General features: G+C 69.3%; 12 protein-coding genes. 5 read left to right on the forward strand and 7 right to left on the reverse strand.

Annotated features, from left to right (window positions below; all coding sequences use genetic code 11):
• Positions 1-30 precede the first annotated feature (30 nt).
• Positions 31-3,699, forward strand: coding sequence for a hydantoinase B/oxoprolinase family protein (locus J2847_RS11980; RefSeq protein WP_233474494.1), 3,669 nt, complete (start codon positions 31-33; stop codon positions 3,697-3,699).
• A gap of 42 nt (positions 3,700-3,741) precedes the next feature.
• Here the strand turns inward: J2847_RS11980 and J2847_RS11985 are convergent, their stop codons facing one another.
• On the reverse strand, positions 3,742-4,056 hold the full coding sequence (locus J2847_RS11985; RefSeq protein ID WP_209779203.1) for a hypothetical protein: 315 nt from the start codon (positions 4,054-4,056) through the stop codon (positions 3,742-3,744).
• A 192-nt stretch (positions 4,057-4,248) separates the two neighbouring features.
• Between J2847_RS11985 and J2847_RS11990 the strand changes: the two genes are divergently transcribed.
• Together J2847_RS11990 and J2847_RS11995 are read left to right on the forward strand one after the other, a co-directional pair.
• Positions 4,249-5,652, forward strand: coding sequence for an FAD-binding oxidoreductase (locus J2847_RS11990; RefSeq protein WP_209779204.1), 1,404 nt, complete (start codon positions 4,249-4,251; stop codon positions 5,650-5,652).
• A gap of 128 nt (positions 5,653-5,780) precedes the next feature.
• The gene (locus tag J2847_RS11995; RefSeq protein WP_209779205.1) at positions 5,781-6,041 is read left to right on the forward strand and encodes a hypothetical protein; all 261 of its coding nucleotides are present in this window, start codon (positions 5,781-5,783) and stop codon (positions 6,039-6,041) included.
• 77 nt (positions 6,042-6,118) lie between these two features.
• Here J2847_RS11995 and J2847_RS12000 read toward each other — a convergent pair whose 3' ends face one another.
• Complete coding sequence (locus J2847_RS12000; RefSeq protein WP_209779206.1) at positions 6,119-6,586, reverse strand: YaiI/YqxD family protein; 468 nt, start codon at positions 6,584-6,586, stop codon at positions 6,119-6,121.
• 130 nt (positions 6,587-6,716) lie between these two features.
• On the opposite strand from J2847_RS12000, the gene ettA reads away from it, so the two are divergent.
• Positions 6,717-8,393: an energy-dependent translational throttle protein EttA gene (gene ettA / locus J2847_RS12005; RefSeq protein WP_209779207.1), complete on the forward strand. Its 1,677-nt coding sequence runs from the start codon at positions 6,717-6,719 to the stop codon at positions 8,391-8,393.
• Positions 8,394-8,456: 63 nt separating this feature from the next.
• Here the strand turns inward: ettA and J2847_RS12010 are convergent, their stop codons facing one another.
• The 3 genes from J2847_RS12010 to J2847_RS12020 form a co-directional block, all read right to left on the reverse strand.
• Positions 8,457-9,863 (reverse strand): calcium-binding protein, encoded by a 1,407-nt coding sequence (locus J2847_RS12010; RefSeq protein ID WP_209779208.1) that lies wholly within the window; start codon positions 9,861-9,863, stop codon positions 8,457-8,459.
• A gap of 314 nt (positions 9,864-10,177) precedes the next feature.
• Positions 10,178-10,675: a hypothetical protein gene (locus J2847_RS12015; protein ID WP_233474475.1), complete on the reverse strand. Its 498-nt coding sequence runs from the start codon at positions 10,673-10,675 to the stop codon at positions 10,178-10,180.
• Between the two features lie 167 nt (positions 10,676-10,842).
• Positions 10,843-12,327 (reverse strand): pentapeptide repeat-containing protein, encoded by a 1,485-nt coding sequence (locus J2847_RS12020; protein ID WP_209779209.1) that lies wholly within the window; start codon positions 12,325-12,327, stop codon positions 10,843-10,845.
• A 196-nt stretch (positions 12,328-12,523) separates the two neighbouring features.
• Between J2847_RS12020 and J2847_RS12025 the strand changes: the two genes are divergently transcribed.
• Positions 12,524-13,786: an MFS transporter gene (locus tag J2847_RS12025; protein WP_233474476.1), complete on the forward strand. Its 1,263-nt coding sequence runs from the start codon at positions 12,524-12,526 to the stop codon at positions 13,784-13,786.
• Positions 13,787-13,889: 103 nt separating this feature from the next.
• On the opposite strand, the gene J2847_RS12030 is transcribed toward J2847_RS12025, so the two are convergent.
• Entirely contained in the window at positions 13,890-14,519 is a 630-nt protein-coding gene (locus J2847_RS12030) for an MlaC/ttg2D family ABC transporter substrate-binding protein (protein WP_209779211.1), read from the reverse strand.
• A gap of 118 nt (positions 14,520-14,637) precedes the next feature.
• Positions 14,638-15,411, reverse strand: coding sequence for an MlaA family lipoprotein (locus tag J2847_RS12035; RefSeq protein WP_209779212.1), 774 nt, complete (start codon positions 15,409-15,411; stop codon positions 14,638-14,640).
• Positions 15,412-15,471 lie beyond the last annotated feature (60 nt).

A 15,471-nucleotide genomic window follows, 5' to 3' on the forward strand; every position in this document is an offset into this window, starting at 1 on the left:
TGCCGCGCGGGGAGAGCGTGGGTGCGAAGCATGGACGGGACGATGGACGGCGGCGGAAAGGGCCGGGACGGCGAGGGCGGTGGAATCGGCCGCTGGCAGTTCTGGATCGACCGTGGGGGCACCTTCACCGACATCGTGGCGCGCCGCCCGGACGGTGCGGTCGTCACCCACAAGCTGCTGTCCGACAATCCGGAGCGCTACGCCGACGCCGCCGTCCAGGGCATCCGCGACCTGCTCGGGCTGAAGCCGGGCGAGCCGGTCCCGGTCGAGGCGGTCGAGGCGGTCAAGATGGGCACGACCGTCGCCACCAACGCCCTGCTGGAGCGCAAGGGCGAACCGACCGTGCTGGTGGTGACGGAGGGGTTCGGCGACCAGCTCCGCATCGGGCACCAGGCACGCCCGAAGATCTTCGCCCGCCGCATCGTCCTTCCCGAGCAGCTCCACACCCGCGTGGTCGAGGCGCCGGAGCGGGTGATGGCCGACGGCCGCGTGCTGAAGCCGGTCGACCTGCACGCCGTCCGCCGTGGGCTGGAGGAGGCCTACCGGCTGGGCTTCCGCGCCGCCGCCGTGGTGCTGATGCACGGCTACCGCTATCCCGAGCACGAGCGGCAGGTCGCCTCGCTGGCCCGCGCCGTCGGCTTCACCCAGGTGTCGGTCAGCCATCTGGTCAGCCCGCTGATGAAGCTGGTCGGGCGCGGCGACACCACGGTGGCCGACGCCTACCTCTCGCCGATCCTGCGCCGCTACGTGGACAAGGTGGCCGGCGAGTTGAACGGCGTGCCGCTGATGTTCATGCAGTCCAACGGCGGGCTGACCGACGCCCGGCGCTTCCAGGGCAAGGACGCCATCCTGTCGGGGCCGGCGGGCGGCGTGGTCGGGGCGGTGCGCACCGCGCGGATGGCCGGCTTCGACAAGGTCATCGGCTTCGACATGGGCGGCACCTCGACCGACGTGTCGCACTACGCCGGGGAGTATGAGCGGGCCTTCGACACGGTGGTCGCCGGGGTGCGGGTGCGCGCGCCGATGATGCACATCCACACGGTGGCGGCCGGCGGCGGCTCGCTCTGCGTCTTCGACGGCACCCGCTTCCGCGTCGGGCCGGACAGCGCCGGCGCCAACCCCGGCCCGGCCTGCTACCGGCGCGGCGGCCCGCTGACCGTCACCGACTGCAACGTGATGGTCGGCAAGCTCCAGCCGCGCTTCTTCCCGCAGGTCTTCGGGCCCGACGGCGACCAGCCGCTCGACGCCGCGGTGGTGACGGCGAAGTTCACGGAGCTGGCGGCGACCGTCAACGCCACGCTCGGCACCGCGATGACGCCCAAGCAGGTGGCCGAGGGCTTCCTGCGCGTCGCCGTCGACAACATGGCCAACGCCATCAAGAAGATCTCGGTGGAACGCGGGCACGACGTCACCCATTACACGCTGAACGGCTTCGGCGGGGCGGCCGGGCAGCATGTCTGCGCCGTCGCCGACGCGCTGGGCATGACGCGGGTGTTCCTGCACCCGCAGGCCGGCGTGCTGTCGGCCTACGGCATCGGGCTGGCCGACACCGTCGCCATCCGCGAGCGCGCGGTCGAGGGACCGCTGAGCGACGCGGTGGTCGACCGGCTGACCATCCTCTTCACCGACCTCGACACCGAGGGGCGGGCCGAGCTGACCCGCCAGGGCATCCCGGCGGAGCGCCAGACCGTCAACCGCCGCGTCCACATCAAGGCGTCGGGGTCGGACACCGCGCTGGCGGTGCCCTTCGGCTCGCGCATCGCCATGGCCGCCGCCTTCGCCGAGGCGCACCGCCAGCGCTACGGCTTCCTCACCCCCGGCACCGCGCTGGAGGTGGAGTCGGTGACGCTGGAGGCGGTCGGCCTGACCGACGTGGTGGAGGATCCCGAGCTCGGCGGCCCGACCGGCGTGCTGCCGCGCCGGCTCGCCACCGTCACGCTGCACAGCGCCGGCCGGGACCGCGAGGCGCCGCTCTACGACCGCGCCCAGCTCCAGCCCGGCAACCGCATCGTCGGTCCGGCCATCCTCGCCGAGGCGGTGGCCACCACGGTGGTCGAACCCGGCTGGATGGCCGAAGTCACCCGCAGGAACCATCTGGTGCTGACCCGGCTGGAGCCGGCGAGCCAGCGCCTCGCCGCCGGGACCAGGGTGGATCCGGTGACGCTGGAGGTCTTCAACAACCTGTTCATGGCGATCGCCGAGCGCATGGGCGTGACGCTGGAGAAGACCGCCCGCTCGGTGAACATCAAGGAGCGGCTCGACTTCTCCTGCGCCCTGTTCGACCGCGAGGGCGGGCTGATCGCCAACGCGCCGCACATGCCGGTGCATCTCGGCTCGATGGGCGAGAGCGTCCGCGCGGTGGTCGAGCGGCGTGGCGGGAGCTTCGTCCCTGGCGAGGTCTTCGCGCTCAACGACCCCTACCATGGCGGGACCCACCTGCCGGACATCACCGTCGTCTCCCCGGTGTTCGACGAGGCGGGGCGCGAGCCGCTGTTCTTCGTCGCCTCGCGCGGGCATCACGCCGACGTCGGCGGCGTCACCCCCGGCTCGATGCCGCCGGACAGCACCACCATCGCCGACGAGGGCGTGCTGCTCGACTGCGTGCCGCTGGTGGAGATCGGGGCGGGGGGCGGCCGCTTCCGCGAGGCCGAGCTGCTGGAGCTGCTGTCCGCCGGCCCGCACCCGGCGCGCAACCCGGCGCAGAACATCGGCGACCTCAAGGCGCAGATCGCCGCCAACGAGCAGGGCGCGCGCGAGCTTCACCGCATCGTCCGCACCCACGGGCTGGCCACCGTCACCGCCTACATGCGCCATGTCCAGGACAACGCCGAGGAACAGGTCCGCCGCGCCATCGGCGTTCTGGGCGACGGCTCCTTCTCGGTCCTGCTCGACAACGGCGCGGTCATCCGGCTGGCGGTGTCGATCGACCGCGAGAGCCGGTCGGCCAAGGTCGATTTCACCGGGACCAGCGCGCAGCTCGCCAACAACTTCAACGCCCCGTCGGCGGTGTGCCGGGCGGCGGTGCTCTATGTCTTCCGCACGCTGGTCGACGACGACATCCCGATGAACGAGGGCTGCCTGCGCCCCATCGAGATCATCATCCCCGAGGGCAGCATGCTGGCGCCCAAGGCGCCGGCCGCTGTGGTCGCCGGCAACGTCGAGACCAGCCAGTGCATCGTCGACGCGCTGTTCGGCGCGCTGGGGGTGATGGCGTCGGCCCAGGGCACCATGAACAACACCACCTTCGGCAACGAGCGGCACCAGTATTACGAGACGGTGTGCGGCGGCTCGGGGGCCGGCGACGGCTTCGACGGCACGGACGCGGTGCAGACCCACATGACCAACTCGCGCCTGACCGATCCGGAGGTGCTGGAATGGCGCTTCCCGGTGCTGGTCGAGAGCTTCCGCATCCGGCGCGGATCGGGCGGGGCGGGGCGCTGGCGCGGCGGCGACGGGGTGGTGCGCCGGCTGCGCTTCCTGGAGCCGATGACCGCCGCCATCCTCGCCAACCACCGCCGGGTGGCGCCCTTCGGCCTGAAGGGCGGGGCGGACGGCGCGCTGGGCCGCACCTGGATCCAGCGGGCGGACGGCGGCGTGCAGGAGTTGGCCCCGCAGGACCACACGGCGGTGCGGCCGGGCGACGCGCTGGTGATCGAGACGCCGGGCGGCGGCGGCTATGGGGAGAAGGACGAGGCGTGAGGCGGGGCGGGGAGCGGCCTTCGGGCCGCTCCGGCCTGCCGGCTACTCGGCCGCGGGAGGGATGGCGGCGATCCGGGTGGGGATCAGGGCGTTCAAGGTCTGGCGCTGCTCGTCCAGCCGGGCGTCGAGCACCCGCAGGTCGGAATGGACCTTGCTGAAGCCTTCCTTCACTTCGGACTGCAAGGCGTCGATCCGCGTATCCAGCCTGTCGATCCGTGCATCCAGCTTGTCGATCCGCGTATCCAGCCTGTCGATCCGTATGTCCAACCGTTCTTCGGTCCTGTCCAGCCGTTCGTTGAAGTGACGGCCGAGGTCGAGGATGGCGTTCATGACGTCGGTCAGTGTCGGTTCGGCCATCGATGCTCTCCGCAGGGTTGTGTCATCATCGCCCGGCAACCCGCCTCGAGTCAATTGGAGCCCACCTTCGTATGCGCCGCCGCCGCGGCGGCATCCCACCCCTGCATTTTGCCCGTCTTGCCAAGCGCTTGCCGGGCTTAGTAGCTTCCCTTGGTCATACGAATGAGCCATCGATCGGGGAGGCCGAAGCCCATGACCGCCATTGCCACCACCCAGCCGCGCGCCGCCCTTACCGAGGAGGCGCGGGCGGAGTTGACGGCGCTGCTCGGCGAGCGGTTCAGCACCTCCGGTCCGGTGCGCGCGCATCACGGCAAGGACGAGTCCTACCACGCCGCCTTCCCGCCGGACGGGGTCGCCTTCGCCCAGTCCACGGAGGAGGTCAGCGCGATCGTCAGGATCTGCGCGAAGCACAAGCTGCCGATCATCCCCTTCGGCACCGGCACCTCGCTGGAGGGCGGCATCGCGGCGCTGGCCGGCGGCATCACCATCGACCTGTCGGGCATGGACCGGATCCTGCGCGTCAGCCCGGAGGATCTCGACGTCACCGTCCAGGCCGGCGTGACCCGCAAGCGGCTGAACGAGCATCTGCGCGACACCGGCCTGTTCTTCCCCATCGATCCCGGCGCCGACGCCTCGCTCGGCGGCATGACGGCGACGCGGGCCAGCGGCACCAACGCGGTGCGCTACGGCACCATGCGCGAGAATGTCCTGGGGCTGACCGTGGTGCTGGCCGACGGGCGGATCATCAAGACCGGCGGCCGGGCGCGCAAGTCGGCGGCCGGCTACGACCTGACCCGGCTGTTCGTCGGCTCGGAAGGGACGCTCGGCATCATCACCGAGGTGACGCTGAAGCTCTACGGCATCCCCGAGGCGATCTCGTCGGCGGTCTGCGCCTTCACCGACATCCATGGTGCCGTGAACACCGTCATCCAGACCATCCAGTCCGGCATTCCCATCGCCCGCATCGAACTGCTCGACGAGGTGCAGATGGACGCGGTGAACAAATATTCCAAGCTCGACTACGCCGTCGCCCCGACGCTGTTCTTCGAGTTCCACGGCACCGAGGCCGGCGTCAAGGAGCAGGCGGAGATGGCCGCCGCCATCGCGTCGGACCATGGCGGGATGGAGTTCGCCTGGGCGACCCGTCCGGAGGACCGCTCCAGGCTGTGGCAGGCCCGGCATGACGGCTATTACGCGGCGCTCGCCCTGCGGCCGGGCTCGAAGGGCTGGCCGACCGACGTCTGCGTGCCGATCTCGCGGCTGGCCGACTGCATCCTGGAGACCAAGAAGGATCTGGCGGAATCCAACATGCTGGCCCCGATGGTCGGCCATGTCGGCGACGGCAACTTCCACCTCGTCTACGTCATCGACCCCGACAAGCCGGAGGAGATGGCCGAGGCCCAGCGCCTGAACGACCGGATGGTCGCCCGCGCGCTGGCGATGGGCGGCACCTGCACCGGCGAGCACGGCATCGGCTATGGCAAGATGGCCTTCCTGGAGCAGGAGGCCGGCGACGCCTACGCGGTGATGGGCGAGGTGAAGCTGGCCCTCGACCCGCACAACCTGCTGAACCCCGGCAAGGTGGTGCGGGTCTGATCGCGGGTGAATGGCCGCGCTCACGCTCGCCGTTGAGCGCGGCAGATTATCGCGCCTAGACTTCGGAACGCCGGTCAACGGTACGGCGCGACACTCCCGTGGCGCCGTGGGAAACTCCGGAGGCTCCGATGAAGTTTGTTGCCGTATCCTTGGCCGTGGTCTGCATGACGCTCGCCAGCGGCGTGGTCCGCGCCGACGACAACGCCAAGTGGGTGGCGCAGTGCCTGAAGGACAACGCCGACGCCAAGGTGTCGGAGGCGATCGTCAACAAGTACTGCGTCTGCATGAACGACAAGATGGACAACAACGAGACGCGGACCATCACCCAGTGGGAGAAGGCCAACCCGGAGGCCCGCAAGGCCTGCGAGAAGGTCGCCGGCTGGGAGTGATCCCCGCCCGTTCCGGCTGATGCGCGTTGAAGGCCCGGCTGCCGCAGCCGGGCCTTTCCGCATTCAGCGAAACCCTCTCAGCGGAACCTCGGCCGCCGGCCGGCCTTCAGCGCCTGGACGGCCTGGTCGAGGGTCTGGAGGAACTGCGACTTGTCGCGCTGGCTCATCGGGGCGTTGCCGCCGCCGACCACGCCCATGTCGCGCAGATCCTGCATCAGCGCGCGGGTCGCCAGAGCCGAGCCGATGCTGTCCGCCGTGAAGGGCCGCCCGGTCGGGCCGATCACCACCGCGTCGCGCTTCACGCAGCGGTCGGCGAGCTGGATGTCGGCGGTCACGACGACGTCGCCCGGACCCGCCCGCTCGGCGATCCAATGGTCGGCGGCGTCGAAGCCGTCGCTGACCACCACCAGCTCCGACACGCACTCGGTCGGCAGCCGCAGCGGGCTGTTGGCGACGATCCACACCTTGCAGCCGGTGCGGCCGGCGACCTTGTAGATCTCGGCCTTCACCGGACAGGCGTCGGCGTCCACGTAAATCTCGACCAACGGCACCCTCCCCCTATTCCCGGTTTCAACATGGTTTCGTCGGGCGTCCTTATGCGCTAAAACCTGCTCTCAGCGAAGTGGCGCCGCCCGGCGGCGCTTTTTTTCTTACCCGGGAAGGTCGGAGCGGCGCATGGCGTCCTATCAGTATGTTTATGTCATGAAGGGTCTGACCAAGGTCTATCCTGGCGGCAAGAAGACCCTCGACAATGTCTGGCTCTCGTTCCTGCCGGGGGTGAAGATCGGCGTGCTCGGCGTCAACGGCGCCGGCAAGTCGACGCTGCTGAAGATCATGGCCGGGCTGGACAAGGATTATTCGGGCGAGGCCTGGTCGGCCGAGGGCGCCAAGGTCGGCTACCTGCCGCAGGAGCCGCAGCTCGACCCGACCAAGACCGTCCAGGAGAACGTCCTGGAGGCGCTGGCCGACACCAAGGCCCTGATCGACCGCTTCAACGAAGTGTCGAACCTGATGGCCGACCCGGACGCCGATTTCGACGCGTTGCTGACCGAGCAGGCCGACCTTCAGGAGAAGATCGACCACGCCGACGCCTGGGATCTGGACCGCACGGTCGAGATCGCCATGGACGCCCTGCGCTGCCCGCCCGGCGATTCCAGCGTCGAGAAGCTGTCGGGCGGCGAGAAGCGCCGCGTCGCGCTGTGCAAGCTGCTGCTGGAAAAGCCCGACCTGCTGCTGCTCGACGAGCCGACCAACCACCTCGACGCCGAGTCCGTGGCGTGGCTCCAGAAGCACCTGGAGGACTACAAGGGCACCGTCGTCCTCGTCACCCACGACCGCTACTTCCTCGACAACGTCACCGGCTGGATCCTCGAGCTCGACCGCGGGTCGGGGATCCCCTACGAGGGCAACTATTCGTCCTGGCTGGAGCAGAAGCAGAAGCGCCTGGAGCAGGAAGGCCGCCAGGAGGAGTCGCGCCAGAAGCAGCTCGCCACCGAGCTGGAATGGATCCGCCAGTCGCCGCGCGCCCGCCAGGCCAAGAGCAAGGCCCGCATCTCCGCCTACGAGACGCTGCTGGCCGAGAGCGGCAAGGAGCAGGCCGGCGAGACCAAGATCGTCATCCCGGTGCCGCCGCGCCTGGGCAACGTGGTCATCGAGGCCGAGAACATCAACAAGGGCTTCAACGACCGCCTGCTGATCGACGGCCTGTCCTTCCGGCTGCCGCCGGGCGGCATCGTCGGCGTCATCGGCCCGAACGGCGCCGGCAAGACCACGCTGTTCCGCATGATCACCGGGCAGGAGGGGCCGGACGCCGGCACCTTCCGCGTCGGCGACACGGTGAAGCTCGGCTACGTCGATCAGAGCCGTGATTCGCTGAACCCGAAGAAGACGGTGTGGGAGGAGATCTCCGACGGGCTGGATCTGGTCGAGCTGGGCAAGAAGACGATGCCGAGCCGCGCCTACGTCTCCAGCTTCAACTTCCGGGGCCCCGACCAGCAGAAGAAGGTCGGCCAGCTGTCGGGCGGTGAGCGCAACCGCGTCCACCTCGCCAAGATGCTGAAGTCCGGCGCCAACGTCCTGCTGCTCGACGAACCGACCAACGATCTCGACGTCGACACGCTGCGCGCCCTGGAAGACGCGCTGGAGGGCTTCGCCGGCTGCGCCGTGGTCATCAGCCACGATCGCTGGTTCCTCGACCGCATCGCCACCCACATCCTGGCCTTCGAGGGCGACAGCCACGTCGAATGGTTCGAGGGCAACTTCCAGGATTACGAGGCGGACAAGAAGCGCCGCCTGGGCGCCGAGGCCGACCAGCCGCACCGCATCAAGTACAAGCCGCTGGTCCGTAGCTGATCCGTTTCCGATCGGTGTCCGACGGCCCCTCTCCCGGATGCGGGGGAGGGGCCGTCGGTCTTTCTACATCCCGAAGATCGTCAGATTCGCCGTCGTCAGGGCGGCGAGATTCACCCCGGACAAGGTCAGCGACGAGGCTCCGGAAACCAGCAGGACGTCGCTTCCGGCCTGCTGCATGGCGGCGAGGGCGTCGCCGGCGCTGGCGAAGCCGTGGACCTCGATCCGGTCGGCCGCCGCGTCGAAGTCGGTGACGGTCTGCGTGCCGGCCGGGCCGAAGACGTACAGGTCGGCGCCGGCCCCTCCGGTGAGTTGGTTGACGCCGGCCCCGCCGTCGAGCCGGTCGTCACCGTCGCCGCCGTCGAGGGTGTCGTCGCCGGCTCCCCCCGTCAGGCGGTTGTCGAGCGTGTTGCCGGTGCCGCTGAAGTTGCCGGTGCCGATGAAGGTCAGCGCCTCGACGTCGTGGGTGCCGAGCGTCAGGCCCGACAGGGTGGTGCGGATCTCGTCGTAGCCGTTGCCCGCGTTCTCCCAGACCTGATCCAGGATGTTGTCGACGATGTAGACGTCGTCGCCGCCCATGCCCTGCATGCTGTCGTTGAAGGCCCCGCCGTCCAGTGTGTCGTTGCCGGCTCCGCCCTTCAGGTAGTTCGAGATGGCGTTGCCGGTGCCGGTGAAATCGCCGGTGCCGGTGAAGATCACATTCTCGACGTTGTCGCTCAGGCTGTAGGCGTTCAGCGAGGTGAACACCTCGTCGATGCCCGGCACCGCGTCCTCGACGACCACGTCGCCGATGTCGTCGACGATGTAGTCGTCGTGTCCGGCCCCGCCGATCAGGAGGTCGGCACCGAGGCCGCCGTCGAGCCGGTCATGCCCGTCGCCGCCGTCGAGCGTGTCGTCGCCGGTCCCGCCCGTCAGGTGGTTGTCGAGTGCGTTCCCGGTGCCGGCGAAGCTGCCGGTGCCGATGAAGGTCAGCGCCTCGACGTCGTGGGTGCCGAGCGTCAGGCTCGACAGGGTGGTGCGGATCTCGTCGTAGCCGCCGCCGGCATCCTCCCACACGATGTCCCGGTCGTTGTCGACGAAGTAGACGTCGTCGCCGCCCATGCCCCACATGGTGTCGCTGAAGGCGCCGCCGTCCAGGGTGTCGTTGCCGGCCCCGCCTTGCAGGTAGTTCGAGATGGCGTTGCCCTGGCCGGTGAAGTTGCCGGTGCCGGTGAAGATGACGTTCTCGACCATGGCGCCGAGGGTGTAGGCGTTGAGCGACGTGAACACCTCGTCGATGCCCGGCACCGTGTCCTCGACGACCACGTCGCCGATGTCGTCGACGATGTAGTCGTCGTCCCCCGTTCCGCCGATCAGGGTGTCGGCCCCCGGACCGCCGTTCAGCGTGTCGTTGCCCGCGTAGCCGTACAGCGTGTCGTCCTCGGCGGTGCCGGTCAGGACATTGTTGAAATCGTCGCCAGTGATGACGGCCAAGATGCTTCTCCCTCCATGCTTCCGGCCGCCCTGTTGATCGCAAGGAAGAGACGGTGATGCGGGAATGGCAACCGGAGGAGGGTCATGGCGCCAAAGATAGCTGGATCGGGTCAACAGGATTTTTGCATCCTAAGATAGTTATCTCTCCCGTTTCATTCGTTTTTAAAGAGAAATATTTCGCGACGGACATTCTGTGGGTGTGGTTGCGCGTTCTCGCGTGCCATCGCGCGGACAGGCCGGTTCGTCGCGGGCCTCGCGGCCGGACCGTTGCGGTGTCGGGGCGGATGGGGGATGCGGTCGCCGACCGGCGGTCTTCAGATTCCGTCGAGCGCCAACTGTCCCGATGGCCGCGCCGCTCGGCTTCGGTTGCCTTTTTCCGGCTTTCCGGGCTTGGCAACCGCATCGCGGACAGGCGGCTCGGCCGGTCTGCGCGGTTCGGCTGTCTTCGGCGCCGGCCGTTTCGGCGTGACGCCGACGCCCTTCCTGGCGCGGTCGCGGGCCTTGTCACGGGCGACGGCCTCGGGAGAGGCCGGGTCGCCGTCGAGCCATTTGCCCCGCTTGATGACCTCGTTCACCCGTCCCTGGTTGACGCCCAACTGGAAGGCGATCTCCTGCTGGGTCATTTCCGTGTTGCGATGGAAATACAGGATTTCCGCCGCCAGTTCCGGGGTCATCTTGCGCCCGGTCAGCCGGCGCGCCGGCCGGACCGACCGGGTGGCGCGGTCGCGCTCGCGCAGCGTCTCCAGAATCGCCAGGGCCGCGGTGTTGCCCGCCGCCTTCAGGGCGTCTTCGAACTCCTTCAAGGTCGCCATGCGTTTCCCCCGCCGTCTGCCGTTCAACCGGATGGAGTGGCCTCGCCGATCATAGCATGGCCATAACATGGGGTGGATGTTCGTGTTTTGGATTGTCCATCCGGCAGGCAATGGACAAGAATGCGTTTTCTCCCGGACTCGGCGGCCCCGCCGTGCCGGGGCTGCGGTCAGCCGGCCAGCTTCTGGTGTTCCAAAAAGGCCGCCTTCAGCAACGCCTTCAGATCGTCGCCATACTGGTGGAAGCGCACCGAAAGCTGGCCGCGCTCCTCGTCGCGGTGGAGGACGAGCAGATCGGCGACCGCCGTCACCTCCTGCCGGTCGGCCATCGTCACGCGGGCCTGGAAGGTCTGGCCGCGGCGGTAGGGCTGGTCCACCGCCAGCAGGCACAGGCCGCCGACCGACCAGTTGCGGGTCGGAAACACCCCATGCTCGGTGTGAACCACCAGTCCGGGACGGACGAAGCGCTTCTGGCGCCGCCGCTCCTCCAGCGGGGGTGGAGGGAAGGGCGTGACGCTATCGGCGACGTCGATGCCGCTGCCCTCGATCAGCGCGTTGGTGAAGACCGCCCCGCGCACCACCGCCTCGCCCATCCGGGCGTCGCGCAGGTCGGCGTCGGAAAAATCGGCGCCGTCGAAATTGGTCGGCCACGCCCGCCCGCCCGCCAACTGTGCCGGGCCGGCGTCGGCGCCGACCAGCAGCGCGTGCGACAGGTAGGCGCGGCGCAGCGTCGCCCCGCGCAGCACCGCGCCGCTGAGATCGGATTCGTCGAGGTCGATGTAGGACAGCTCCGCCATTTCGAGGCTCGCCTTGGTCAGGCGGGCGCCGGGCAGGCGGCAGCGGCGCAGCCGCGCGGCGGCCAGCGACCGGCCCTTGAGGTCGGCCCCCGCCACCGAGACGAGGTCGAGGTCAAGGCGCGCGCCTTCCGCTCCGCCGCTGTCCACCCAGGCCTCGTGCCGGGCGACCAGTTCCAGGAACTCGGCGACCGGCATGGCGGTGTAGTTGGGCTGGACGATGGCGTCGGGCGGCAGGGCGAAGGGGATGTAGGTCCGCGTCAGCGTCGCCTGGTCCATCACCGTGTTGCCGAAGGTGGCGCCATCGAGCGTCGCCCCGCCGAAATCGGTGCCCATCAGCACGGCCGAGGTCAGTTCCGCCCCGGTCAGGTCGGCGTCGTTCAGGTCGGCCCCGGTCAGGTCGCAGCCGGCGAAATTGGCGCCGGCCAGGATCGACCGTTCCATTTTCGCCTCGGTCAGCCGGGTGGTGCCGGTGCCGCGCGTGGTCTTCTGGGTGTCGTCCAGCAGTTCGCCGGCGCGGAAATCGGCGCCGCGCAGATTGGCGTCGGTCAGAAGCGCCCTGTGCAGGTTGGCGCCGCGCAGGTCGGCCCCGGCCAGCATGGCGGCGGACAGGTTGACCCCCTCCATGTCGGCGCCGAACAGGTCGGCCTGCGACAGGTCGGCCTTCACCATGCGCGCGTTGGACAGGTTGGCGCCGGCCAGCTTGGCCCCCGACAGGGCCACGCGTTCCAGGTTCAGCCGCGACAGATCGCGGAAGCTGAGATCGGCGCGCTTGCCGCTGGCCGGCCGCTTCAGCCACGCCTGATGGGCCAGGATGATCTTGCGGATCTCCTCGATCTCGTTCGGATCGCGTTCGGCCATGGCGTCGGTGGTCCCGGTTGCGTCTATGACGAAAGGCAAGTGCCTCAACACAGCAAGATAGCCGTTCCACCCCTCCGCGTCACGGATTCGCGGCTGGCCGATCATCCTTGCGATTCGGGTGTGATCCGGGCTGGCCGAACGTCGGGCCGGCGTGTTCAGTCGGGACCGCTTCTCTTCCCCCAACGGAGATATGATCATGGGTGCAGGTCCGCATCATCGGACGCTGGATTGGCTCAACTTCTTTCTGGCCGATGTGCGCGACGGGCTGGGCCCCTATCTCGCCATTTACCTTCTGGTCGTCCAGCGTTGGGACGAGGCCAGCATCGGCGTGGTGATGTCCATCGGCGGCATCGCGGGCATCGTCGCGCAGATGCCGGCCGGCGCCCTGATCGACCGCACCCGGTGGAAACGGGCCGTCATGGCGGGCGCCGCCCTGCTGGTGACCGGCGGATCGCTGCTGCTGCCCCTGCTGCCCGGCTTTTCGCTGGTGGCGGTCGTGCAGGCCGTCACCGGCGCCGCCGGCGCCCTGTTTCCGCCGGCCATCGCCGCCGTCAGCCTGGGGCTGGTCGGGCCGCGTGCCTTTACGCGGCGCATCGGACGCAACGAGTCCTTCAACCACGCCGGCAACGCCGTGGCCGCCGCGCTGGCCGGCCTGGCCGCCTACGTGTTCGGTCCCATCGCCGTGTTCTGGCTGATGACCGCGATGACGATCGCCAGCATCGTCGCCATCGCGAGGATCGACGGCGGGGCCATCGACCACGACGTCGCGCGTGGGCTGGACGGCGAGGCGTTCCCCGCGCAGCGCCGCGAAGCGGGGCAGGGGCGGGACGAGCCGTCCGGGCTGGGCGTGATCCTGACCTGCCGCCCGCTGCTGATCTTCGCCGCCTGCGCCTCGCTGTTCCACTTCGCCAACGCGGCGATGCTGCCGCTGGTCGGCCAGAAGCTGGCGCTCCAGGACCGCAACCTGGGCACCACGCTGATGTCGCTCTGCATCGTGGCGGCCCAGCTCGTCATGGTGCCGGTCGCGGCGCTGGTCGGCGCCAAGGCGGATCTCTGGGGACGCAAGCCGATCTTCCTCGCCGGATTCCTGATCCTTCCCCTGCGCGGCGTGCTCTACACCCTGTCGGACGCGCCCTACTGGCTGGTCGGCGTGCAACTCCTGGACGGCATCGGGGCCGGGGTGTTCGGGGCGCTGTTCCCGGTCGTGGTCGCCGATCTGACGCGGGGAACCGGCCGCTTCAACGTCAGCCAGGGCGCCATCGCCACCATGCAGGGCATCGGCGCCGCGCTGAGCACCAGCGTGGCCGGTCTTGTCGTCGTCCACGCCGGCTACAGCGCGGCGTTCCTCACCCTGGCGGCGGTGGCCGGCGTGGCGCTCGCGCTGTTCGCGCTGGCCATGCCGGAAACCCGGCCGGGCGCCGAGTTCTCCCCGGCGGTGCCGGCGCCGCAGCGTGGCTGACGGGGGCGAAGAAAAAGGCCGCTCCCGAGGGAGCGGCCTTGGTTTCACGGTGTCTTGGTTTCACAGTGTCTTGGTTTCACGGTGTCGGCGCGGCTTGCGGCGGTCAGCCGGCCCGGCCGACCTTCTGGCGAAGGGCCTGGATCAACCCGTCGACCTTCCCGCCGTTCTGCTGCACGACGGAGGCGAATTCCTGCCGCTGGGTCACGCCCATGCTGACATTCTCCACCACCATGTCGATGATCTTGTAGTCGGCGCCCTTCTTGCGGACACGCCAGCTCACGTTGATCGGCGGGCCGTTGGGGCGGACGATCTGGGTCGTGACCATGGTGTCGGTCTCGCCCTCCGGCGCGGTGCCGGCGATGCGGAAGGTCTCGCCCGAATACTCGATGAAGCGCTCGGCGTAGGTCGTGACGATCAGCTGCTCGAACAGCTTCTGGTATTCGGCCTGCTGGGCCTCGGTCGCCTGGTTCCAGTAGCGGCCCAGCACCCAGCGCCCGATGTAGGGAACGTCGAAGCCCTGGTTGAGCAGAGTCCGGAACTTGACCAGCGCCTGGTCGCGCGGCGTGCTCTTGTCCGAGAAGGTGGCGATGGCGTCGTTCCCCAGCTTCTGGATGAACGCACCGGCTCCCGGATCCGCGTTTTGCGCGAAGGCGGGGGAGAGAAGGGGGCGCCCGGCCCAGCTGCTCACCGCGAGCAGGGCCGCGCACGCGACAAACAGGCGACGTGTCAGCATGGTAGGGTCAAAAGTGGCGGCTGGGGAGCCATTGTCAACGGTCTTCTGGCCAAGGGTGGAAAAGCGATCGCCGAAACAGCGGCGGCGGCGCCCGGTGGAGCGCCGCCGTCGGGAGACCTTACGGCTTCGGGGCCGTGCCGAAGTCCGGGAATTCCGGACCGCCGCCCGGCTTGTTGGCGATGTCCGCCCGGCGCTGCTGCTGGTGCAGGCTGCGCACCGTGGCGTAGAAGTCGAGCGAATTGCGGCGCAGGTCGTCCACCGACTTGAGCACCTCCGACCGGCGGTCGACGGCGCTGACGCCGGCGCGGGCCATCATCAGGCCCTGGCCGTCATGGGCGTAGGCCCAGATGCGGACCGGGTCGGCGACGGTGTCGACGCCATAGCCGGCGGCGTCGCGCAGATTCGACGGCCCGAGCAGCGGTAGCACCAGATAGGGGCCGTCGCCGACGCCCCAGACCGCCAGGGTCTGGCCGAAATCCTCGGGCCGCTCGGGGATGCCGGCCGCCGTCGCCACGTCGGCGAGACCGCCCGCGCCCAGCACGGTGTTGGTCAGGAAGCGGCCGGTGGCGAACTGCGCGCCCTCGAAATTGCCCTGAAGCAGGTTGTTGGCGATGTAGAGCGGCGACATCAGGTTGTCGATGAAGTTGTGGATCGCGTCGCGGACGGGATCCGGCACCAGCCCGACATAGACCTCCGCCGCCGGGCGCAGGGCCAGCACGTCGACGGCCTCGTTGGCGGCGAACACGAAGCGGTTCGGCACTTCCAGGGGGTCGTTGACCTCATAGGCGGCGTCCGAGTCGGCCGGCCGGTTGGCGCAGGCCGTCGCGGTCAGGGCCAGGACGGCGACGGTGGCCGAACGGAGGAAGGAGCGGGAGAGGCTGGCCAGCTTCATGGTGCGTCGGCTCTTTGTGTGAAGGCTCAACTCGGGTCGGGTCGCCGGCCCGTCCAACCA

The sequence above is a fragment of the Azospirillum agricola genome, assembly GCF_017876095.1.
GTDB classification, from domain to species: Bacteria; Pseudomonadota; Alphaproteobacteria; order Azospirillales; family Azospirillaceae; genus Azospirillum; species Azospirillum agricola.